This window comes from Sorangium sp. So ce448, assembly GCF_051520915.1.
In the GTDB taxonomy this organism is placed as follows: Bacteria; Myxococcota_A; Polyangia; order Polyangiales; family Polyangiaceae; genus Sorangium; species Sorangium cellulosum_B.
The window spans coordinates 9,548,894-9,570,363 of sequence record NZ_CP150343.1 but is presented as its reverse complement, the minus strand read 5'-3'; the positions used below and the strand labels follow the sequence as shown (position 1 = coordinate 9,570,363).

Genomic DNA, 21,470 nt, shown 5'->3' with positions numbered 1-21,470 from the left:
CCAAGTTCATCCCTGGATCCGAGGTGAGCCAGCCGAGCCCATCGGGGCCGTGCAGCCAGAGCGTGGCGAGCACGTGCAGCGCATTGAGATCTGCGAGGCGAGGTTGCCGGGTCACCTGCGATCGCGTGCGTTTTTGAAGCCCTCGGCTCGGGGGCAGGTCCCACGCGCGAGGTGCCCCGAGCTCGCGCAAAACCCGTCCTGCTGCCCGCGCCGCTGCGCCAGAAGCTGCAGCAGACGGCGCGCTCGCCCAAGACCTCGCAGCGCGATGCACAGCGTGCCCGGATCGCGCTCCTGGCCGACGAGGGATGGAGCAACGAGCACATCCAGCGTACCTTAGGCTGCGACATCAAGACGGTGCGTAAGTGGCGCAACCGGGTCGCAGCGATCGCGGACGAGGCGGTGCTGCAGGACAAGCCGCGCATGGGCCGACCGCCGCGCGTGGCGACCGCGGTGCACTACGAGCTCATCAAGCTGGCCTGCTGCCGCCCCGATGAGCACAAGGTCCCGTTCGAGCAGGTCTGGACCCTGGACCAGCTGGCCAAGGCCCTGAAGCTCGAAACCAAGGTGGAGCTGAGCCGCACCGAGGTCTGGCGCGTGCTGCGGGGAGCCAGCCTCCGACCGCATCGGGTCCGGCTGTGGCTGCACAGCCCGGACCCGGACTTCCGGTCCAAGGTCGAGGTGATCTGCAAGCTGTACCTGGAGCCTCCCGCAGGCGCGACCGTGCTGTGCGTCGATGAGAAGACCGGCATGCAGGCGCTGGAGCATCGGTTCCCCATGCAGCCGTGCCGCAGCCGAAAAGCCGCGCGCCGGGAGTTCGAGTACCGACGCCACGGCACGCTCACGCTGATCGGCGCCTTCAACGTCAAGACGGGCGAGGTGGTGTCGCGCTGTGGACCGACACGCACCGCCGCCGATCTGCTCGCGTTCATGGACGAGGTGGCGAAGCGCTATCCCACGGGCGAGGTCTACATCATCTGGGACAACCTCAACATCCACCACGGCGCCAGGTGGAACGAGTTCAACGCACGGTACGGCGGGCGCTTCCACTTCGTCTACACGCCCATCCACGCGTCGTGGGTCAATCAGATCGAGCTGTGGTTCAGCATCCTGAGCCGTCGGGTGCTCAAGCACGCCTCCTTCGCCTCCACCGAGGAGCTGAGCCGGTGCGTGCTCGGCTTCGTGCGCCACTGGAACGAGCACCAAGCCCGGCCCTTCCGCTGGAAGTTCCGCGGCCAGTGGAGGGCGACCTTGCCATCGTACGCAGCCTGAGCTTCCGTGCGGGCCGATGTCCAAGCCGCACGCCGCCCCGGAGCACGCCGCCGCGGTCCGCTCCTACCTCGAAGCGCACGGACTGCCCCACCTGAGGGCCCGGAAGTACGGGCAGTTGGTGATCATCGAGTCGGGTCCTGAAGCCGACCCGATCGCGCACGCCAGGCTGCGCCGTGACACCGTCCACCTCTGGACGCTCGAGATCGCAACCCACACCGGCAAGTGGGAAAAGACCGGCTTCCGTGGCCTGTGGCAGGACTTGCTCAAGTTGATGATGACCGACTTCCCCTGGACGCTCGCGCCTATCGAGTAGCTGCCCCTGCGCTGGTGTTGCGCCGCCGGCGTTGCGTCGACCTCCAGCGACGAACTCGCTTTGGCCGGCTCAGCTCGTAGCGGGGCTGGCACATCGCCGATCCAGGGACGAAGTTGGGGAACGCTGTACTAGGCACTCGAGGAACATCTCCGGTGCGGACTCCGAAAGGAGCGGTAGGAGCTCAGCGCGCGAGGCCCAGATTTCCACGGGGGCGGTAAAACATCGCGTGCCACGACCTTCGCGAGGAGACTGCCACGCTGCGGTCCGTGGAGCGGCGCAAGCGCGGCGTCACTCAGCGAAAGGTACACCAGGGATCGGACGAGCCCCTCGCGCAGCGCGCCCGATGTGCGGAGGGTCTTGCCGTGGAACGCGGCGGCAAAGCGCTGATCGGGCGCGAGATCGAGCTTCGGATCGCGCTCTCCAAGGACGAGGCGAATGGCGTCGCCAAAACCTTGCAGCGAAGCCGCCGGGATCTGGCCGGCGAGGGCCCGCCAGGCATCGTCCGGGGCGCGCCAGCGCCAGACCGGGCGAGAGCCCCGGCCCTGCTCCTTGAGCGTGGGCGCGTCCGGGCCGACGCGGAGCCGCTCGCAGAGAAGCTCGACTTCGGGTGTCTTCGGGATCCGGGCTACCTGGCTGACCTGCGCGCCTCTCGTCAGCCAAGAGGATGACGAGGTGCTCCCGGCGTGGTCAACAGAAGCTGGTTCAGCAGACCGCAGCACTCGATGGCCCGTGGGGGTGGCGCCTGCTGCTGGCCCAATGCGGTGCGCGTCTGCGAATGTGACCTCTCGGCGGCAGTAAGCCTCACGCTACGGGCGTGACCTTGCTCGCCCTTCGGGTTTCACCGGCAGCCCGAGCATCCGACCGATCGCCTCGTGAACGACCCGGGCCGCCTCCTCGTCCCCAAGCGCGACGGCACGGGCGAGCGTCTCGGCGAGCGAGGCGACCAGCGCAGCTCGAGACGACGGATGGGCCGGCGCGAACTCCCCGAGCCCAGGGCTCGTCGGTTGGGCCCGGGCTGGGTCCATGCCCTCCGAAGGGGAGCGATCGGCGGTGTGGGCCCCCCAAAACTGCCGCGGAAGCAACGGATCGCGACGGTTCGCCACCGCAAAATCGTTGCCCAAGGACTTCCCTGGTGCCGCGCTCACGGCAGGCCCCCGAGCGGCTCGGCACCACCTCACACGCAGCCACAGAAAAACCTGGGCGACGCGCCGCTACACATCCGGAGCTCCCGATGGGCTAGGGTAGCGATCCCTGGACGGAGGCGACGCCCCGCGCACCCCCGCCCGGCGCCGCGAAGGAGCCCCCGATGAGCCGTTACGCCGACCATGAACCCGCGTGCGTGGACTCGCCCGCGAACGCGATCGAGCTCGTCATCGACGCGCGCGCCCGCGATCTGGGCGGCTTCTCCGTGCGGCGCGTGCTGCCGTCGGTCCGCCGGCGGCTCGTCGGTCCGTTCGTCTTCTTCGACCACATGGGCCCTGCGCGCTTCGCCGTGGGACAGGGCATCTCGGTGCGCCCGCACCCGCACATCGGGCTCGCGACGCTGACGTACCTGTTCGAGGGGGAGATCCTCCACCGCGACAGCCTCGGCTCCACGCAGCCGATCCGGCCGGGCGACGTCAACTGGATGGTCGCCGGGCGCGGCATCGTCCACTCCGAGCGCGGCGACCTGGCGCACGAGACGCACCTCCACGGCGTCCAGTGCTGGCTCGCGCTGCCGATGGAGCACGAGGAGGACGCGCCCCGCTTCGAGCACCACCCGGCGGCGACGATCCCCGTCGTCACCCGGGAAGGCGCGGTGCTGCGCGTGATCGCGGGGGAGGCCTACGGCGCGCGCTCGCCGGTCGGCGTCCTGTCACCGACGCTCTACGTCCACGCCGAGCTCGACACGGGCGCGACGCTCCCGCTGCCCGAGGAGCACGCGGCGCGCGCGGCCTACGTGATCGACGGGTCGGTCGGCTGCGAGGGCCAGCGCTTCGGGGAGGGGACGATGCTCGTGTTCCGCGCCGGAGCTCAGCCGGAGCTCCGCGCGCTCTCGCAGAGCCGCGTGATGCTCCTCGGCGGCGCCGCGCTCGAAGGCGACCGCCACATCCTGTGGAACTTCGTCTCGAGCTCGCCGGAGCGCATCGAGCGCGCGAAGCAGGACTGGAAGGCAGGGCTCTTTCCCAAGGTGCCGGGCGACGACATCGAGTTCATCCCGTTCCCCGACGGGTGAGGGGGCGCGAGGGCCGGAGCGGCGCTCCCAGGCGCCGTGTTCGAGGGAGCCGGAGCGGCGCTCCCAGGCGCCGCGTTCAAGGGAGGTAGACGGGCCATGTCGCGCGGCCCGACCCGGGCCCGGGATCCCGCCGGCCGCCCCAGAGTCGACGCGACTACATTTGTAGTTGACGGACGGCCGCCCATGAACGACACTTGTCGTCGTGGGAACCGAAGCGCTGACCGATCTGCAGCTCGCGGTGATGAAGGCCCTCTGGACCGTCGGGGAAGGCTCCGTCGGGGACGTCGTCTCGGCGATGGCGGAGGACGGGCGGGAGCTCGCTCCCACGACGGTGGCGACCTTGCTGCAGCGGCTCAGCCAGCAGGGGTGGGTGGAGCGCAAGCGGTCTGGCAGGCAGTTCGTGTACCGCGCGTCGGTCGACCAGAAGGAGGCGGCCAGGGGCGTGCTCCACCGCGTGCTGCGCTCGTTCTTCGGCGGCAGGGCCTCGGCCCTCACCGCGCAGCTCCTGGAGTCGGAGCAGCTCAGCCCTGAAGAGCTCGAGGAGATGCAGCGGCTGATCAAGGAGAAAGGCGCGTGATCCTGGCGCTCCACCTGCTCGCGGGGCCGGGCGCCTGGCCCGCCATGGCGGCCCTCTGGCTGGCGCTGCTGCTCACCTGTTCGGTCCACGCCGCGGTGTGGACCGGGGCGGCGGCGCTCCTGGCTCGACGGAGATCCCTCTCGTCCTCCACGCGGCACCTGCTCTGGAAGATGGCGCTCTTCGGTCCGCTCGCGACTCTGCTGCTCGCGGCGGCGATGTCATGGGGCCTCGAGCGCGCGCCCGGGGACACGGCATCTCCTGGAGAGATCGCCGTCCTGTCGCTCGAGGACGCGCCCGCGCCGGCGGTCCTCGATGCCGCGCGAGACGCCGGCGGCTCGGCCAGGGAGAGCGCCGGCGCCGGATCACCGGCGTGGCGCGCGGGGGGAAGCCCGGGGTGGACCCTGCTCGCCGCGTGCACGGCCGGGGCGGCCGCGCTGGGGCTGCTGCGGTTCGCCTCGTCGGCGCTGCTGCTGTGGTGTGGCCTCCGCGGACGCACGGAGGTGCAGGACGCGCGGCTGCTCCAGCGGCTGGAGCGGCTGCGCGCCCGGATCGGGCTGCGCCGGGTCGCGCTGACAGAGAGCGCCGGCATCGGCAGCCCGCTGGTGATCGGAGCCTCCGAGATCTGCATTCCGCAGGCGAGGCTCGCCTCCCTCACCGACGCAGAGGTCGACGCCGTGTTCGCGCACGAGCTGGCGCACCTCGAGCGCCGCGACGGGCTCTGGTTTCCGGCCGCAGGCCTCGTGCAGTCGGTCCTGTGGGTGCATCCTCTCGTGCACTGGGCGTCATCCCGCTTCCGCCAGACAGCGGAGCTCGCCTGCGACGATCGCGCCGTCGAGCTCACGGGAGATCCCCTCGGTCTGGCGCGCGCGCTGGTCCAGGTCGCGTCGGGCGCGTCGCTCGCCCCGCGGCGCGCGCTGGTCCCGGCCATGGCGCGCTCGGCGGGCGCGCTCCTTCCGCGCGTCAGGCGCCTCCTGGATGCGGGGAGCCGGGCGCGAGCCACGTCGAGCCCTCTGGGCCGGCGGCGGGCCATCGCCAGCCTCGCCGCGGCCGGCATCGCGGCTGCTGGCCTGAGCGTCCAGGTGGCGCGCGCGCGGCCGCCGCTGCTCGTGGCAGGCGCGGGCAGCGCGCTCCCGCGGGAGCGCGGCGCTGCCCTCGACGTGACGGCATCGCCGCCCGACGCGGCCGCGGCGAGCGAGCAGATGGCCGAGCTCGCGCGCCGCGAGCAGGAGATCGAGGCGCGGCTCGAGGAAGCGCTGCTCCTCCCCGACGCGCAGCGCGAGGACACCCAGGCTGCCGTGCTGGTGCTCGAGCTGCGCCAGGAGCTGAGGCACGCGCGCGCCGCGAAGGCCTGGATCGAAGAGCGATTCGTCGACGAATCGACGACGTGGGAGAGGCGCCCGCGGGCGTCCGGCAGCGCGCCTCGATAGCGCGCTCCGCACATCGCACGGACCTGTCCAGAACAGGCCGAGCTATCCCCCTCATTTGCCGCCGTTTTCAGCGGGGAAATTGAACAGGCAGGCGGGGAGACAGGGAGTATTTGACTATTCCCCTCTCGTCTCCCCGTCTCCCCGTCTCCCTGTGAATTTTCCGAAGAAACCGAGGCGATGCCTCGGCAGAACAGGAGCTGACATGTCGATCATGAACAGGACGCCGAGCGCGCGGCGCACGGCTGCGCGCGCGGCGCGTGCGGGGTTGACCGCCCGGGCTCTGTGCGCGGTTGCGATAATCGGGCTGACTTCCGCCGCCTGCGCGCGCGCGGAGGTCGTCACCCTGGAGCGAACGGGACAGCCCATCACCGTCCACAGACCAGCGCTGTATCCGGAGACGATCGAGTTCGACAGCAGCCGAGGCAAATTCCTTGTGAGCTCGTTCAGGGAGGGCGCGATCTACGCGGTGGACGGCGATGGCAGCGTCTCCCTTGTCGTCGACGACCCACGCCTCTGCTCGGTGCTCGGCATCGCCGTGGACGTCGAGCGGGGGCGGCTCTGGGCGGTGAGCTCCGATCTCGGCGCGAGCATCAAGCCATCTGCCGCGGGGCCGAAGAACCTGGCCGCCGTGGGCGTCTACGATCTCTCCACGGGCAAGGCCATCCACTATGTGGATCTCGCGCCGCTGTCCCCCGGCGCTCACCTCGTGAACGGCATCGCCCTCGACTCGGCCGGCAATGCCTACGTCACCGACAGCTTCTCGCCGACGATCTACAAGGTCGATCCGCAGGGGAACGCGGCCGTCTTCCTGCGGGACGAGCAATTCACCGGCGAGGGGATCAACCTCAACGGGGTGGTCGTCCATCCCGATGGCTATTTGCTGGTCGTCAAGAAGAGCGATGGCACCTTGTTCAAGGTGCCCCTCGCAAACCCCTCGCGGTTCTCCAGGGTCGATGTCGCCGAGCGGTTCGTGGGCGGAGACGGGCTGACCCTGGTGGGGAAGAACGATCTCGTGGTCGTCGCGAACCAGGCCGCCGGCGTCGCGTCGAACGCCGCGTTCTCGGTGTCGAGCGAGGACGGCTGGAGCACAGCGAGGTTGCGCGCGGTAGAGCGCCTCGGCGACGTCTATCCGACGACCGGCGTGCTCCGGGACGGAAAGCTCTATGTCATCCACAGCAAGCTGAACGAGCTCATCCAGTCGTCACCGGAGCAGCGAGAGCGGCTGCGGGTGGAGGCGACGATCCAGCAGATCGGGAGCGCGGCGCTGTAGCCGCGGCGCGCCTCGCGGCCGGCCCGAGGCGGGCGGGGGCCTGCGGGGCGCGCCTTGCGGTGGCGTCAGGGCTGGTCTTCGCCCTCGCCCTGGCCCTCGCCGTCGTCGGTGTTGCCGAGATCGGGGCATTTCTGCGCGATGACGTCACACTCCGCGACGGGGGCCTCGAGCGCCGTCGTCGCGGAATCGCAGCTGAGCGCTCGGACCTTCTCGGCGTTCGCCAGCATGCACGCCTCGTACTCGGCCACCGTCGCGGTGCAGCCGACGCGCGTGTCGGCCGGCGGCAGACAGCTCGGCGTGGCCGTCTCGTCCGCTCGCGCCGGCGGCTGCTGGCCCTCGGCCAGGCACTTGTCCCTCACGGCGGTGCACACCTGCCCGACCGTGGACCACAGGAGCCCGACGAACTCGCAGCTATCCTGCCTGGTGAGCACGAGGTTCGGCGTGAGCGATTGACACGTCGTGTCTTCGTCCGCTGTCGTCAGGTCCTTGAGCTGCTTGCTGCTCAGCGCGGCGGGGATCGGAGCGGCCGCCACATCCTTGCCGCCCCAGAGGACGAGCGACAGGAAGGCCGAGAGTGCTCCGAGTCGAATCAGTCGATTCATTCGTTCTCTCCCTTGTACGAGCGGCCGGCTCCGGCCGCGGACGGGCTCGGAGCAACCGACGTACCCGGGGCCGCGTTGTGCACGACGGGGCCGCGCGGGTCCCCGTCGCCGCCCGCGGCGCGACGAACGAGGGCCAAGCGCTCATGGGTCTTCCAGCCTTCCCTCCTTCGCGACCGCGCGCTCTGGCGAGATCCCATCCAATCCACCGTGGCCGCCTGTCCTTCGGTGTGTGTGTGCGCGCGCTCGCCGGCGCGGGCAGGATGGGTACAGGGCCGCTCGCCCTGCCATGGCGGCGGCGGGCTCACACGGGACGGCGCTCTTGCGCTCGGACGAAGCGGATCGGACGACGTGAAGTCGAGCCATCCGGCGCAAGGACGCCAGGGCGAGAAAATCCTGGCTCTCCTGGCGGCCTTGGCGTCCCGGTGAACTCCCGGCAAGCGCCGGCCGCGGCGAGCGCCGCGCCGGAGCGAAGGGCGGCCGGGGGCGGCGCCGTCAGAAGAGGTCCCGCTCTCCGCCCGGATACACGAAGGAGCTGCGGGGCGAGTACCACGAGGCGCTCGTCACCACCTGGACCGGGCTCCCGGGCCGCAGCGCGTACACCGGGTGATCCTTCGCGAGGAACTCGATGGCGAGGAGCTCGTACGGGTCGGCCATGTCCGCGATAAAGGGGTAGTTGCCGGCGACGAGCCGCTCGTCGACCTTCGTCACGTAGGCGAGGTGGCCGCGCGCGACCACGCCGATCTTGTTGCCGACGAGCGCCCTGGTCCGGATGATGGGCACGCCGTCGACCGAGGTGGTCGCCACGAGCTCTCTGCCGTGCAGCTCGAGCGTGGTCGCCCCGGGCGAGGCAGGCACGCCGCGCTCGCGCACGTACCGGCGCACCGTCTCGGAGGAGTTGAAGTAGTGCGTGAAGAACCGGGCCGGGGCCGCGCCGTCGGGCGTCGTGTGATCCGCGAGATCCAGCCCCAGGTAGGTGAGCGAATAGGCGCCGAAGCCGGAGGTCTGCTCCGGTTGGTCGACCACGTACTGGTTCATGTAAATGGCCTTGTTCTCCGCCGGCCTGATCCCGCCCGGCAGGAGCGCCGCGGCGGCGGCCGGATCCGCTGGGACCCAGCTCGAATAGAGCATACGGCTGTCGATGACCATCTGCGGCGCGGCGAGCTTCGACTCCGACATGGTGCTTTCCTTCTCCCCCCGGGGGACGAGCAGTATCACAACTCGGCGCCCCGTGACGCACGAGGCGCCGGCCGAGCCCGCGGCGAGCGCCGGAGCGCCCGGGCCGCTACTGGACGAGCGAGCAGACGTAGAACCGCTTGTTGTCGCAGTAGTCGCCGCTGCACTCCACCGCCGTGATGAACCGGTTCGTGCCGAAGTGTACGTACCACTCCTCCTCCGACAGCCAGCCCGACCAGGAGCAGCCCGTGAGGCGCCCGACCGCAGGCTTGGTGCACTCGAGCGAGATCTCGTCGCAGTAGCTGTCCGCGCAATCGATGCCCGTCACGATGCCCTTGTTCCCGCGGCCACCGAAGCAGTAGCGCACGTTGTCGCCGAGCTCGAACGCCTCGCAGCTGCCGCCGCTCGGGCCGTCCGAGCACACAACCTCGCCGAGATCGCTGTCCCCCTCCTCGGAGAAGTAGCTCGTCCAGTACCTGGTGGAGATGTCCAGAGAGCTCCAGGAGGGCAATCCGTTGCAGTGCAGCGCGACCTCGTCGCAGTAATCCCCCCAGCACGTGAAGCCGGTGGCGGCCTCGGGGCCGGGACAGTACGCGGGGGCGTCTTCTTCCGAGACGTAGCTGGTCCAGCCAGCCTGAGCGGGAGAGGCCGCCGCGATCGACGCGAGCGCAACACAGCCTCCGAACAGCAGGGCGATCTTGTTCATGACAGCAAGGCTCCTTTCGATGTCGTGTCGGCAGGGCGCCGTCGGGCGGGCATCGGCCGGAGGATTCCGACCAGGGGTGCGTGGGTCAGGGACCTCCACGCGGCCTCGCCGTCTGCGTTCGAGCGCCTGCTGGCGACGTGGAATAGCAACCGATGCGCCAAGCGCCGCGAGCGCGCCGGCGCCGGCGTTCACGGGGGTGCAGGAGGAGACGCGCGCGGCGCGCGGCCAGCAGCTTGAGCCAGCTTTGCGCGACCCGAGCGTCGTCGGCCCGAGCTGGTTCGGGTGGATGGTGGGGAGGAAATATTACGCCGAGGCTGTAAGATAAGCAATCGACATCGACCCGTGCCCAAACCGGGACCCCTGCGGTCTCTCCAGGTCGAAGGGGCCAGCGAAGGCGGGTCCCTCCGGGGCGCCGCGCTGCACCGAACGGCAGGCGTCCCGCCGTGCATCCAGGAGAGCTCCGCCGGTGGCGCGACCGCACCACGGCGGTGGCGGCGCGCGCTGCGCGCGGCGTCCTCTCGCGGATGGCTGGTTTGCTCGTTCGCCATGACTCGTTGTCTTTTTTTCAAGGAGAGATGTCATGAAGCATCGTTCGATTGTCTCTTTTGCGCTCCCGCTCCTGCTCGCCGCGTGCGGCGACCCCCAGGTCGGCTCCGAGTACCCTGGCGAGGCCCTCCTGACGGTCGAGGGCACGATCGTCAATGAGCAAGGCGTCGCGCCGACCGGGCCGGTCGACGCCCTGCTGGTCTGGAACACCCAGGGCGATGTCGAAAACTTCCCCGTCGAGACGCCGGTGACCGGAAGCTTTCCCGCGAGCTTCACGCTGTCGATCCATGCGCCCCCGCCGGAGAGCGCGCTCAACGATTTCAGCGAGTTCGGTGTCGTGGACACCCGGGTCGGCATCGCCACCGTCGAAGCGGCGCTCGACGAGGCCTCGGCCGGGGAGGGCACATCGCTCGGCGTCGACGAGGACCATGTGATCGTGTACGTCGAGAGCCAGATGGCGGAAGGCAGCTTCTGGTCGAATCTCTTCGGAGGACCGCTCTCTCCCGGATTCCATGTCATGGATGTGTTCAGCCGCGAAGGTGCCGTGGACGCAGAGCTGCAAGCGGCCTTCGACGCCTGCGACGCCGCGGCGACGACGGAGGCGGAGCACAACGCCTGCGCCGGCTTTGATGTGAAGATCAAGATCCGCCCCTCCGCCGGCGGGTCGAGCACGTCGCTCACCGTCCGGATCGCGCCCTCCGAGGATTTGACGTACCCCGACTGGCACTGATCGTGGTACACGCTCGGACGTGGAGGATCGCGAGGCGCTGGTGTCGCTGATCGAGGCGGCCTACCGGCAGCATGGGCACATCGTGCTGCGCCGGGCGCGGCGGCTCCTCGGGAACGAGCAGGAGGCGCGGGAGATCCTCCAGGATGTCTTCGCCTCCCTGCTTGGCGAGCCCGGGCAGCTCGACGGCAAGGGCCCGATGGTGGGCTGGCTCTACGGCGCGACCACGCACGCGTGCCTGAACCGCATCCGCGATCACAAGAACCGGTTGCGGCTCCTCGACACCCACGTTGCACCCCTGCAGCAGGAGAGCGCGGCGGCGTCCGCCGAGAACGCCCTCCTCACGCGGGAGCTCCTCGCGCAGCTCCCGGGCGACCTCGCGCAGGTCGCCGTCCACTATTACTCCGACGAGATGACCCACGAGGAGATCGCGCGCGTGATGGGCTGTTCCCGTCGGCACGTCGGCAATCTGCTGGAGCGGCTGAAGGCCACGCTCTCCGACCGGATGAGAGAAGGGAGTTCGAGTCCATGACGCCAGCGCGACCCGAAGGGTGCCTCTCGGAGCTGAAGCTCGACGAGCTCATGGCGGGCCAGCTCGACGCGGCCGCGGCGCAGGAGGCGAGCGCGCACGTGGCTGGCTGTTCGCGGTGCTCGGCGCGGCGCTCCGAGAGGGAGGCGGCGCGGGCCTCGTTCGCGGCGTCGGCGCCGCCCCTGCGGCTCGCTCGAGGCGCCACGGCGGGTCGTGCGGCAGAGAAGGTCCGCCCGCCGCGCCGATGGCTGGCGCCCGCGGCGGCGAGCGCGCTCGCCGCCGCGGCGGCAGCGCTCTTCTTCTTCCGCTTCCACGCCGGGCCAGACGGACGAGACGCGGAGATCCCCGGCGAGCGCATCAAGGGAGCGGAGCACATCGGCTTCTACGTCAAGCGCGGCGGGAGCGTCCTGCCCGGCGGGGCAGGCGAGAGGCTCCATCCAGGCGACGCGATCCAGTTCACGTACTCCAGCGCGGAGGCGCGATATCTCGTGATCCTGAGCGTCGACGGGGCCTCCCAGGCGAGCGTCTATTACCCGGGCGGTCCTGTCGCGGCGCGGATCGAGCCTGGCCGGGAGGTCCTCCTCCCCCAGAGCACGGTGCTCGACGACACGCTCGGCACCGAGCGGATCTTCGGGCTGTTCTGCTCGGAGGCGATCGCTGTCGAGCCGCTCCGGGCCGCGCTCGCGGCGCGCCCCGACGCGCCGCCCGCCCCGCCGGGCTGCGACGTCGACGCGCTCACGGCGGAGAAGGTCGCGGCGTCGCCGTGATCCGCCGTCGCAGCGCGGCGCTCGCCGCCGCCGCCGCGTGCGGCCTGGCCGCGGCCGCCTCCGTGACTCCGGCCGAGGCGCGCATCGAGCGCTTCGCTGTGCTCATCGGCAACAACGCCGGAGAGAAGGGCGAGGTCGAGCTCCGGTACGCGGAGGACGACGCGTCGAAGATGTACGACGTGCTCAAGGACCTCGGCGGCTTTCCCCCGGCGAACCTCGTGCTCCTGCGGAGCGAGGGCGCCGACACGGTCCGGCGCACGCTCATCACGATGAACGACCGTGTCCGCGCGGCCATCTCGAGCCCGGACACCGATGTCCTCTACCTCGTCTATTACTCCGGCCACGCCGACGCGAACGCGCTTCACCTCGGGCCGACGCCGCTCTCGCTGACGGAGTTCGAGCAGCTCGTCCGCGGCTCGGCGGCGTCGGCGCGGCTCTTGATCGTCGACTCGTGCCGCTCGGGGGCGTTGACGCGCGTCAAGGGCGGCACGAGCGCGCCCCCCTTCGTCATCAAGCTCGATCAGCGGCTCGCCGGGCAAGGGATGGTGACGCTCACGTCGAGCTCCGGAAACGAGGACGCTCAGGAGTCCGATGAGCTCAAAGGGTCGTTCTTCACCCACGCGCTCGTCTCGGGGCTGCTCGGGACGGCCGACGCGGATCGAGACGGCGCCGTCTCGCTCGAGGAGGCGTACCGCCATGCGTACGAGAGCACCTTGCGCGCGACGAGCCGCACGTGGGCCGGGGCGCAACACCCCACCTTCCGTTACGACCTCCGCGGCCAGGGCAAGCTCGTCCTGACCGAACTGCCGGTCCATGCGTCCCTGCGGGGCGTGCTCCGGTTTCCGGCCGGCAGGGCCTACCTCGTGATGCGAGACTCCAGCGAGGGCGCGGTGGTGGCCGAGGTGGGGGCGAGCGACGCGACGCGGACCGTCAGCCTGCGCCCTGGCCGTTACTTCGTGCGGGGGCGAGGCCCCGACTTTCTCCTGGAGGGGAGCGTCGACGCCGGGGCCGGGCAGACGATGGATGTCGGCGACGAGCGTTTGAGCCGCGTCATGTTCGCCCGGCTCGTGCGCAAGGGCGGCGGCGTCCGCGGGGTCGCGCACGGGCCGGCGGCGGGGTATCAGCTCAGGACGCCCCTTGTCCCCGGGGATTCGCTCTGTCACGGCGGCTTCGTCGGGTACGGGATCGAGCTCCAGCACCTCGGCGTCGCGTCCCGGCTCAGCGCGTGTCGCAGCGCGTTCCAGAACGAGCACGTCACGGCGAGCGACGATGAGCTCGGCCTGGACGTGCGCCTGTCCCGCTCCTGGGATCTGCCCGTGATCAGCCTCGGCGTCGGGGTGGACGTCGGCCTCGCCGTCCTGAGGCAGCAGTTCGAGACCGCCGGGCGCGCGCCCGACCGCCATGGCCTGGCAGGGGCGTTCGGCGTCGATGCAGGGGTGAACATCGATCTGCCGGAGGGCTTCTACCTCGGCGTCGAGGCGGCGGCGCAGACGTACGTCTTCAAGCAGCAACGCGCGGGCAGCGACGAGGGCGAGGTCGGCCCCGCGGTGGCCATGCGGCTCCGCGTGGGCGTAGGCATGAGCCTTTGACGCGGGCTGCGCTCCTGCCACGTGGCGCCGCGCGATCGCGGACGTCATCACGCCGGCCATGCGCACGCTGCTGTCCGCCCAGCGGACGGCCCAGGGTCACTCGGCGGGCACGTGCAGGACGAATGGGGCCGACGTGGTAAAGAACTCGCCGGTGTACCCGGCGACGTACAGATCGCCGTCGGCGTCTGCGGCCGCGGCGAGCGCCGTTTCGCTGCGCGGCGTCCCGATCTCCTGGGTCCATTGCGCTGCGCCGCTCGCGTCGAGCTTGCGCACGTAGACGTCCTCTTCGCTGCCGCTCGTGGATCCCACGAGGTAGACGTCGTTCTTGCCGTCGATGGCCAGGGCAAAGCCGTAATCGTAGGACGCGTTGCCGGCGTGGTGGGTCCATGACGTCGCGCCGCCTGCGTCGAACTTGCGCACGAAGGCTTCCGGGGATCCCTCGCTCGGGCCGCCGACCTCGCCGGCGGTGCTCCCCGCGACATAGAGGTTCCCGCTGCCGTCCACGCGCGCGGCGAAGACGAAGTCGTTCTCCGTGGAGCCGAACTGCCGAGTCCATGACGTCGCGCCGCTCGAGTCGAGCTTGCGGACGAAGGCGTCCCGCTGTCCTCGGTCCGCGTCTGCGACGACGCCGCCGGAGGTGTATCCGCCGACGTAGGCGTTGCCGCTGCCGTCGACCGCCACGGCGAGGGCTTCGTCCTCGTCCGGCCCACCAAACAGCTGAGTCCACGCTGGCTCGCCGTTCGCGTCGATCTTGGTCACGAACGCCTCACCCGTGCTCTGGTCGCCGCCGTAGCTGGTTCCGGCAACATAAGCATTCCCTTGGCCATCGACAGCCAAGGCGTTCGCCGACTCCGAACGCCACGTGGCAATCTGCCGTGTCCACAGCGTCGCGCCGCTCGCGTCGAGCTTCCGCACGAACGCGTCGCCAAAGCCTCCGTTGGCACCCTCGAGCGCGCCCCCCGTGATTCCAGCCACGTAGACGTTGCCGCTGCCGTCGACCGCCACGCCCTTGGCGGTTTCGTCGCTCGATGTCCCAAACTTGTGAGTCCACACGACGGATCCATGCGCATCGAGCTTGCGGACGAAGACGTTCGATTCACCGCCGTCCGGGAGCGCGCCGTAGGTGTTTCCCGCGACGTAAACGTTGCCGCCGCCGTCGACCGCCACGGCAAAGGCCACGTACAAGCCCTCCGAACCGAATCTGTAATAAGGATCGGCGCATACGGCATCGGCGTTTGCTGTTCCGGGGGTCGCCACACCGCCCTGTGGCCATGAACTCGAAGCCGGCGCGCAACCCGTGAGGGGCGTGCACGCGCGCACGTCTTGCATCGTCGAAAAGGTACCATCGCCGCAGATCGCGCACTGGCGGTCGCTGGTGTCGGTGCCTTCCTTCGCGATGTACTGACCCGGGGGGCATCGCGACCACGCCTTGCAGGTGTTGCTGGGGTCGCCGTCATGATCGAACGAACCATCAGGACAGATCTTGGGTCTGTCGTCCGGCGCGCCACCTGCTCCTCCGTCGCCGGGCGTTCCGCCGTCGCCCGTTGCTCCGCCCGACCCCACTCCGCCTTCGCCGGTTGCTCCGCCCGACGCCCCTCCGCTGCCGCCCGAGTTGCCCGCGGCGGCGGTCGTGTTCCCGGCGTCGCTCCCGAGGCCGCCGCTCGCGCCCGTTCCTCCGCTCGATGTTCCGCCGCCTGTCGCTCCGGTGCCTTCCGCGTGACCCGTGCCTCCGGAAGAAGGCGGGGTGTCCTCTTCGCGGACCGTGCTTCCGCAGCCGAGCAGGACGATTCCGCAGAGGAAGAAGCCGCTGACCTGGCGGTGCGCCGGCCGCTGGCGATCGTGGTTTGAATGCATGCTGACCCCACTGCCCCCGCGCAGCGCGAGTGCTGGAGTATCGTACGCCACTCTGCCGAGGAAGTCGGTTGGTTCCTCGAGCTGGCCCGCGCTTTCAGTGGGAATGATAGGTTGTGGTATCGTTGCTCCCGGCGATGTGCCGGCGCCGCGATGCGAGCGCCCCTGCCGCGTCCGTCTCGCCAAGCTCATCGACGAGCACCTGGAGGCGGCAGGCCCGCCCTCGTCCTGAGCCCGCACCTGCCGAGCGTGGCCGCGCAACCGGACACGTCGGAGGAGCTCCGCCGTGCCGCCCGCTGCCCCACGCTTCGCGGTTGGGAGCGGCGCCTTTCACGCCGCTCCGCGAGCACCCGAAAGAGCTACGAGACACGCTCTGGTCGTCCGCGCGGGGGCATGCCGGCCCTCCTGGAGCAACGGTGCTGCTTCAACAGGCAATCCGCGTCGCCACCCGATGCGGCGCCGCGCTGCTGGACGGCGCCCGCAGATACGGTTAACTCCAGACCATGAACCTCACCGACGTCCTGCGGGAGCTCGCCGCGCTGAGCAACGAGAAGATGCGCGAGGTCAACGCCCGCGCCGGAGACGCCCACGGCGTGAACCTCACCCAGCTCCGCGCGCTCGCGAAGCAGCTGAAGGCGGACCATGCCCTGGCCGGCGAGCTGTGGCGCACCGGGGACCCCGACGCCCGCCTCCTGGCGACGCTGGTGTTCAAGCCAAAGGCCTTCTCGGCGGACGAGCTGGACGCGATGGTCCGGGAGATCGGCTATCCCAAGCTCCTCGACTGGTTCATCGTCAACGTGGTCAAGGCGTCGCGCCACGTCGAGGAGCTGCGTGTCCGCTGGAAGGACTCCGCGAGCGAGCTCGTCGGGCGCGCCGGCTGGAGCCTGACGACGGACCGCGTCGTGAAGAGCCCAGCCGGCCTCGATCTCTCCGCGCTGCTCGACCAGATCGAGGCGGAGATGAAGGCGGCGCCGGGCCCGAAGCAGTGGTCGATGAACCACTGCCTCGCCGAGATCGGCATCCACAACCCCGGGTTGCGCGCCCGCGCGGTGGCCATCGGCGAGCGGCTCGAGGTGCTCAAGGATTACCCGGCGTCGCCGGGCTGCACGCCGCCGTTCGCGCCGGTCTGGATCGCGGAGATGGTGCGGCGGCAGAAGGCGGGGAAGGCGCGGGGCAAGTGAGGGGGCGGCTCGCCCCGCTCCCGATGGCGTGAAATCCGCATGCTCGCGCGCTTGCGCTCCGCCTGCCGCGAGGCCCGATGCGACGGAGGACAGTAGAACAATCCAATTGCAACAGGAGCAGACTGCGCCGGGGGTAAGGTTAAGCGCGCACTCCCGTGCTGGATGATTCCATGATGTGCTGTCAGACCATCGCACGCCGGCATCGGGCGCACCGAATTGGTTCGGACAGATCTTGCGCATTGCGATGCTGCACACTAGACTCCAGCCAACGAGATGCAGTCACGGGGTAGGTGACTTGAAACGCCGTCTGTGACGAGCTGATCGCGTGCTCATCATGATTGGTGTGACGCTCGTGCTGGCGTTCGCGGCCGGGCTCGACGCCGGAGGGAGCGGGCGAGGCAGGCGAATGGGCCAGCTCGACGTCTGAGCACCGCAGCTCGACATCTACACGAGGGGATCCAACTTCTACACGTGAGGGATCGAGCGCGTGCTCGCGCTGCAGCGGCCCGTGGCGCGATCCGGCCTGGTGTCGAGCAAGCGCGTTGCGGCGTGCCGTCGCAGGCGAGTCGACCTCTCCCGATCGGATTACCCTCCCTTCTCCCTCGAAACGGACAAGCCGTATCCCTCGAAGCGGACGAGCCGCTGGAAGGCATCACACCCACAACAGCAGAAGGACGGAGAACATGCGAACACGGTCATTGGTAACAGCGTTCCTCGCGTGCGTCGCCCTCGCCAATGCGAGCTGCGCGATGGACGCGTCGGACGGAGATGAGTGGGACAGCACCGAGGAGACCGGTGACGCGACGTTGGCCTCGACGGTGTCGGGCTGGACGGAGTGGTCGTCGGGGAGCTGCGGAATCGGCGGATGCACCCCCATCGTCTCCCCCACGTGCGCGAACGGGAGCTTCGCGACCCGCTGGGAGAGCAATTCGTCTCGCTCCCAGTTCCGCATCTACTGTACGCCCGGTCCATCGTCCACGACGAGCCACGCCTGGACGACCGATTGCCCCAGCGACAAGGTCGTGACTGGGGTCCAGTGCGTCACGAGTGGTGGCCAGGGATTCTGCTCGCCGGCGACGGTCCGGTGCAGCACGCCCGGGGGAGCGGGTTGGGGTACCGGCTCGCCGTCGTCCCAGAGCCCGACCACGATCGGGACGAATCGATACCAGTGTCCCGACACTCCAGTCACGGGGTATGGATACGTGGACCGCATCAACTACACGGGTGGGGTGTGCGGCACGCTGTGGGGGCCGCTCCCCTGATGCGATCTCCGGCCGTTCTCGTGGAGCTGGCCGCGGCAGCGTTCACGGCGGACCGGCGCGCCCGCCGGTAAACGCTGCTGGGGAGCAGCGCAACCAGCCCTCGACCTCCGGCAACGACGACGGGCCTCTCCTGGCCGCGCCGAGCCGCCGCTCGACCCGGCTCATCCTGCACGATACCGGCGCACGTCTCTGCCGCTCGGTGAGCGCGTCGCCGGCTGCTAGGATCGCGGGCGTCACCGTGAACGATCGCCGCGAGAGCTCCCTGGCCATTCCCCACGACGACATCCAGCGCGCCGAGGACCGGTCGTGGACCGATCGGCTCCTCGGCTGGCTGGTGCTGCCCGAGCTCCCCGAGGCCGAGCGGGACGAGATCGCGACGACCCTGGCGCGCGTCGGGGACCCCCGCGCGGCGGCGCGGCTCATGCGCATCGTGGAGGCGCGCGAGCTGCCCGAGGCGGCGCGCGAGGCTGCGGGCGCGATCCTGAGGAGCGCCGGGAATCCGCCGGGCGGCGCCTGGCTCAGGGCCGCCTGGGCGGAGGGCGACATCGTGCTTCGCCGTCACGCGCTGCTCTTCATGGAGCGCGCCGAGGCGGACCTCGTCGAGCCGGTCGCCCGGGATCCCGCGCACCCGCTTCACACGGAAGCCATACAGGCCCTCGCGCTCGGCTTCTCGGAGCCGCGCTTCCAGGCGCTGATCATCGCCGCCCTCGGGCATCCCGACGCGGGTATCCGCAAGGTCGCCGCCGACGCGCTGGTATGGGAGGAGCCCGTCGCGGCGGAGGCGCCGCTCCTGCGCGCCGCCGTGGATCCCGCGGTCGACGTCGCCGTCGCTGCGCTGGAGACGCTCCACTATTACCCGAGCCGGCGCTGCCTCGATGCGGTCGCCGCGCTGTGCGGGCACCCTGACGAGCGGGTGCGCGCCGCGGCGGCCGCCTGCGCTTTCGAGATCCGCGAGGGGAGGTTCCGGTGGGCGCTCGAGCGCGCCGAGCCGGCCGAGCGGCGGTTTCTCCTCGCGTGGATGGAGCCGGTCCGGCATCTCCTTGGCGTTCTGGGAGACGAGGACGCGTCGGAGGCGGACGATCCCGCCGCGCGCGGCCGGATCTTTTCGCCCGGCGGCGATCACGGGTCGGGGGCAGATCTCGAGATGGCCGAGCTCCTCGCGCTCTATGCCGATCTCGACGGCTGCTGGGCGGAGAGGAAGCATCGGTTCGCGGACCGCTTCCGAGCAGCGGGAGTTGCGGCGGATCGCGGCGCAGCGGCGGCGTTCCTGGCGGGGCATCCGGATCCCTCGATCCGCGAGCGATCCGCGTCGCTCCTCGCCGCGTGGGACGAGCAGGAGGCCCTCCTCGGGCTCACCCGCGATCCTGCCTTTCACGTCAGGAAGAGCGCGATGTACTGGCTCGGCGAGCTCCGTGCGAACCGGGCCCTCGCGGGGCCCGCCTGGGAGCACCTTGGCGAGCTCGGGACGACTGGCACGCATGCGCTCGAGACCCTGAACACGTACGTGGCCCATGCGCTCAAGGAGGAAGCCATCCCCCGGCTCCTCACCCTGGCGCGCAGCGACGAGCGCGAGCCGGTCCGGTGCGGCGCCGTCGACGCGCTCGCGAAGCTCGGCGCCCACGCCGAGGTCGTGGCGCTCCTGCCCTTGCTCGCCGAGCCGCCGCAGATTACCTGGGCGGTTCACGTAGCGCTCCTCTCCGCGTGCGAGCGTCTCGGTCTCCACCCGGGATCGTGCGACGCGCTCCGCGAGGTCGACAACATCGATGTTCAGCTCGCGCTCGCGCCCTGGGCGGTGGGGTCATCCGTCGCCGATTAGCTTCGAAGGAGAGCCCTGGACCGTCGAGCTTCTGGCCGTTCGAGGTGTTGAGAAAGAGAGTTTCCCGCCAGGGATCTGTCTCGCGAACGAAGAGAGATTTTAACGCAAAGGCGCAAAGCCGCAAAGGCGCAAAAATGCACGGGACTGTTCTTTTTTTTTTTTTGCGGTTTTGCGGTTTTGCGGTTTTGCGGTTTTGCGGTTTTGCGGTTTTGCGGTTTTGCGGTTTTGCGGTTTTGCGGCTTTGCGGCTTTGCGGCTTTGCGGCTTTGCGGCTTTGCGGCTTTGCGGCTTTGCGGCTTTGCGGCTTTGCGGCTTTGCGGCTTTGCGGCTTTGCGGCTTTGCGGCTTTGCGGCTTTGCGGCTTTGCGGCTTTGCGGCTTTGCGGCTTTGCGGCTTTGCGGCTTTGCGGCTTTGCGGCTTTGCGGCTTTGCGGCTTTGCGTTGAAATCTCTCTCCGGCTCCCTGGTGGGCGGAGCTGGCAGTCGCAGTGGTCATCACACGACAGGAGTGAACTCCGTGGCATGAAAGGATCGAACCACCCCACGAAGTGATTCCACCGCAGACGGCGAGGAGGCGAGGATCTCGGCGACTGGCCCGCTCAGGGGCGCGAGCGACGGCCCTTCTGCGTCGAGGGCTGCGCGCTCATGCCGGCAGAAAGGCCTGCTTCGAGGAGAGGAGCGCGTCCATCAATGCCTCCCGCTCGGCCGGCGGCTGCGCCGCGACCCGCTCCCACGCGTCCCTGCGGAGGCTCGCCTTGGCGAGGCGGAACGCCGCGGCGGGGCGGCCGCACGCCGTGGCGAGGAAGCGGCGCGCGTCCTCGAGCGGCTCGGCGGAGAGCGCGTCGCCGACGCCCATGTCGAAGAGGCTCGCGGGGGAATGGAGCTCCGCGCCGAAGACGAGTTTCCGGAGCGCGCGGGCGGGAGAGGCGGTCCGGGCGATCTCGAAGGCGACGCGCGGGAAGGCGATGCCCACGGCGAGCTCGGGGAGACCGACCTTGTAGTCGCCGGCGCCCAGGGCGAGGAAGTCAGCGCACATCGCGAGCAGGAGACCGCCCGCGATCGCATGGCCGTGAACGGCGGCGGCGAACGGCTTCGGAAAGCGGAAAGCCGCGCCGAAGGCGGCGTCGAAGTCGTCAAGGAAGCTCCCGAGCCCCTCTCGATCGAGCGACGCGACCTCGCGGAGATCGAGACCCGCAGACAGGCAGTTGCCTGCGCCGCGGACGAGCACGCCGCGCGCTGCGTCGTCCTCTGCGAGCCGCTGGAAGACGTCGGCCAGCTGGCGGAGCACCGCCTGGTTCATGGCATTGACCTTCGGTCGGCTCAGCGTGACCTCGGCGATGCCGTCTCTGGTGAGCACCTCGACGAATTGCATGGCGAGACGATCGCGCAGAGACGAGCGCGGCGCAAGCTCGCGCGCCCTGGCGCCCGCGCCGCGGCCCGCGGTGATCAGGCTGCGTGTGCGAGATCGCAAGCGACCCCTCCTGCCAATGCGGCGCTCTATCAACAGATGATCCATGCACCGAAGGACCGCTTTCACGCCACAGCCACCCTGAGCGGACCTGTCAGAGGCCCCAGACGAGCGAGACGGGCACGACGCGCTCCGCATCTCCTGCAAAATTTCCGTGCTGTAACCGCACAGTTCCAGCACCCGGTC

The 21,470-nt window shown here is 70.0% G+C and carries 20 protein-coding genes; 14 read left to right on the top strand and 6 right to left on the bottom strand.

All coding sequences use genetic code 11. The annotated features are described in order from the left end of the window. The first annotated feature begins 171 nt into the window (after positions 1-171). The 7 genes from WMF45_RS36245 to WMF45_RS36215 all read left to right on the top strand — a co-directional run bounded on the left by WMF45_RS36245 (position 172) and on the right by WMF45_RS36215 (position 7,071). Positions 172-1,269, top strand: coding sequence for an IS630 family transposase (locus WMF45_RS36245; protein WP_437710168.1), 1,098 nt, complete (start codon positions 172-174; stop codon positions 1,267-1,269). A 16-nt stretch (positions 1,270-1,285) separates the two neighbouring features. Beyond that, positions 1,286-1,582, top strand: coding sequence for a hypothetical protein (locus tag WMF45_RS36240; protein ID WP_437710166.1), 297 nt, complete (start codon positions 1,286-1,288; stop codon positions 1,580-1,582). A 362-nt stretch (positions 1,583-1,944) separates the two neighbouring features. Next, a complete protein-coding gene (locus WMF45_RS36235) occupies positions 1,945-2,250 on the top strand; it encodes a hypothetical protein (RefSeq protein ID WP_437710164.1) in 306 nt (101 codons plus the stop codon). A 638-nt stretch (positions 2,251-2,888) separates the two neighbouring features. Beyond that, positions 2,889-3,797, top strand: a complete 909-nt coding sequence (locus WMF45_RS36230; protein ID WP_437710162.1) for a pirin family protein — start codon at positions 2,889-2,891, stop codon at positions 3,795-3,797. Between the two features lie 202 nt (positions 3,798-3,999). Further along, entirely contained in the window at positions 4,000-4,374 is a 375-nt protein-coding gene (locus WMF45_RS36225; protein WP_437544121.1) for a BlaI/MecI/CopY family transcriptional regulator, read from the top strand. Next, positions 4,371-5,801 (top strand): M56 family metallopeptidase, encoded by a 1,431-nt coding sequence (locus tag WMF45_RS36220; protein WP_437710160.1) that lies wholly within the window; start codon positions 4,371-4,373, stop codon positions 5,799-5,801. The genes WMF45_RS36225 and WMF45_RS36220 overlap by 4 nt, the downstream gene beginning before the upstream one ends. Before the next feature lie 433 nt (positions 5,802-6,234). After that, entirely contained in the window at positions 6,235-7,071 is an 837-nt protein-coding gene (locus tag WMF45_RS36215) for a hypothetical protein (protein WP_437710158.1), read from the top strand. A 65-nt stretch (positions 7,072-7,136) separates the two neighbouring features. Here the strand turns inward: WMF45_RS36215 and WMF45_RS36210 are convergent, their stop codons facing one another. The 3 genes from WMF45_RS36210 to WMF45_RS36200 form a co-directional block, all read right to left on the bottom strand. Further along, the gene (locus WMF45_RS36210; RefSeq protein WP_437710157.1) at positions 7,137-7,673 is read right to left on the bottom strand and encodes a hypothetical protein; all 537 of its coding nucleotides are present in this window, start codon (positions 7,671-7,673) and stop codon (positions 7,137-7,139) included. Between the two features lie 492 nt (positions 7,674-8,165). Then, positions 8,166-8,849 carry a hypothetical protein gene (locus WMF45_RS36205; protein WP_437710155.1) on the bottom strand — a complete coding sequence of 228 codons (684 nt, stop codon included), beginning with the start codon at positions 8,847-8,849 and terminating at the stop codon, positions 8,166-8,168. 106 nt (positions 8,850-8,955) lie between these two features. Beyond that, positions 8,956-9,552, bottom strand: coding sequence for a hypothetical protein (locus tag WMF45_RS36200; protein ID WP_437710153.1), 597 nt, complete (start codon positions 9,550-9,552; stop codon positions 8,956-8,958). 580 nt (positions 9,553-10,132) lie between these two features. On the opposite strand from WMF45_RS36200, the gene WMF45_RS36195 reads away from it, so the two are divergent. From WMF45_RS36195 to WMF45_RS36180, 4 genes are read left to right on the top strand one after another with little or no spacing between them, the layout of a single operon-like run. Beyond that, a complete protein-coding gene (locus WMF45_RS36195; protein ID WP_437710151.1) occupies positions 10,133-10,828 on the top strand; it encodes a hypothetical protein in 696 nt (231 codons plus the stop codon). Between the two features lie 19 nt (positions 10,829-10,847). After that, positions 10,848-11,357, top strand: a complete 510-nt coding sequence (locus WMF45_RS36190; RefSeq protein ID WP_272095554.1) for an RNA polymerase sigma factor — start codon at positions 10,848-10,850, stop codon at positions 11,355-11,357. Then, positions 11,354-12,121 carry a DUF4384 domain-containing protein gene (locus WMF45_RS36185; RefSeq protein WP_437710149.1) on the top strand — a complete coding sequence of 256 codons (768 nt, stop codon included), beginning with the start codon at positions 11,354-11,356 and terminating at the stop codon, positions 12,119-12,121. Before WMF45_RS36190 ends, WMF45_RS36185 begins: the two co-directional genes overlap by 4 nt. Next, entirely contained in the window at positions 12,118-13,710 is a 1,593-nt protein-coding gene (locus WMF45_RS36180; RefSeq protein ID WP_437710147.1) for a caspase family protein, read from the top strand. Before WMF45_RS36185 ends, WMF45_RS36180 begins: the two co-directional genes overlap by 4 nt. A gap of 96 nt (positions 13,711-13,806) precedes the next feature. Here WMF45_RS36180 and WMF45_RS36175 read toward each other — a convergent pair whose 3' ends face one another. Next, positions 13,807-15,753 (bottom strand): SBBP repeat-containing protein, encoded by a 1,947-nt coding sequence (locus WMF45_RS36175; RefSeq protein ID WP_437710146.1) that lies wholly within the window; start codon positions 15,751-15,753, stop codon positions 13,807-13,809. Between the two features lie 311 nt (positions 15,754-16,064). Between WMF45_RS36175 and WMF45_RS36170 the strand changes: the two genes are divergently transcribed. The 3 genes from WMF45_RS36170 (at position 16,065) to WMF45_RS36160 (ending at position 19,820) form a co-directional block, all read left to right on the top strand. Beyond that, positions 16,065-16,742, top strand: a complete 678-nt coding sequence (locus WMF45_RS36170) for a DNA alkylation repair protein (RefSeq protein WP_437710145.1) — start codon at positions 16,065-16,067, stop codon at positions 16,740-16,742. A gap of 683 nt (positions 16,743-17,425) precedes the next feature. Then, positions 17,426-18,004 carry a hypothetical protein gene (locus WMF45_RS36165; protein ID WP_437710143.1) on the top strand — a complete coding sequence of 193 codons (579 nt, stop codon included), beginning with the start codon at positions 17,426-17,428 and terminating at the stop codon, positions 18,002-18,004. A gap of 238 nt (positions 18,005-18,242) precedes the next feature. After that, positions 18,243-19,820, top strand: a complete 1,578-nt coding sequence (locus WMF45_RS36160) for a hypothetical protein (protein ID WP_437710142.1) — start codon at positions 18,243-18,245, stop codon at positions 19,818-19,820. 99 nt (positions 19,821-19,919) lie between these two features. Here the strand turns inward: WMF45_RS36160 and WMF45_RS36155 are convergent, their stop codons facing one another. Further along, positions 19,920-20,312 (bottom strand): hypothetical protein, encoded by a 393-nt coding sequence (locus tag WMF45_RS36155; protein ID WP_437710140.1) that lies wholly within the window; start codon positions 20,310-20,312, stop codon positions 19,920-19,922. Positions 20,313-20,459: 147 nt separating this feature from the next. Further along, positions 20,460-21,188, bottom strand: coding sequence for an enoyl-CoA hydratase/isomerase family protein (locus WMF45_RS36150; RefSeq protein ID WP_437710138.1), 729 nt, complete (start codon positions 21,186-21,188; stop codon positions 20,460-20,462). Positions 21,189-21,470 lie beyond the last annotated feature (282 nt).

Coding starts and splice junctions, on each gene's coding strand:
- WMF45_RS36165 (WP_437710143.1), top strand. CDS start 17,426: ATGCGAACACGGTCATTGGTAACAGCGTTCCTCGCGTGCGTCGCCCTC.
- WMF45_RS36205 (WP_437710155.1), bottom strand. CDS start 8,849: ATGTCGGAGTCGAAGCTCGCCGCGCCGCAGATGGTCATCGACAGCCGT.
- WMF45_RS36150 (WP_437710138.1), bottom strand. CDS start 21,188: ATGCAATTCGTCGAGGTGCTCACCAGAGACGGCATCGCCGAGGTCACG.
- WMF45_RS36155 (WP_437710140.1), bottom strand. CDS start 20,312: ATGACCACTGCGACTGCCAGCTCCGCCCACCAGGGAGCCGGAGAGAGA.
- WMF45_RS36185 (WP_437710149.1), top strand. CDS start 11,354: ATGACGCCAGCGCGACCCGAAGGGTGCCTCTCGGAGCTGAAGCTCGAC.
- WMF45_RS36200 (WP_437710153.1), bottom strand. CDS start 9,552: ATGAACAAGATCGCCCTGCTGTTCGGAGGCTGTGTTGCGCTCGCGTCG.
- WMF45_RS36210 (WP_437710157.1), bottom strand. CDS start 7,673: ATGAATCGACTGATTCGACTCGGAGCACTCTCGGCCTTCCTGTCGCTC.
- WMF45_RS36230 (WP_437710162.1), top strand. CDS start 2,889: ATGAGCCGTTACGCCGACCATGAACCCGCGTGCGTGGACTCGCCCGCG.
- WMF45_RS36195 (WP_437710151.1), top strand. CDS start 10,133: ATGAAGCATCGTTCGATTGTCTCTTTTGCGCTCCCGCTCCTGCTCGCC.
- WMF45_RS36240 (WP_437710166.1), top strand. CDS start 1,286: ATGTCCAAGCCGCACGCCGCCCCGGAGCACGCCGCCGCGGTCCGCTCC.
- WMF45_RS36170 (WP_437710145.1), top strand. CDS start 16,065: ATGAACCTCACCGACGTCCTGCGGGAGCTCGCCGCGCTGAGCAACGAG.
- WMF45_RS36175 (WP_437710146.1), bottom strand. CDS start 15,753: ATGAGCTTGGCGAGACGGACGCGGCAGGGGCGCTCGCATCGCGGCGCC.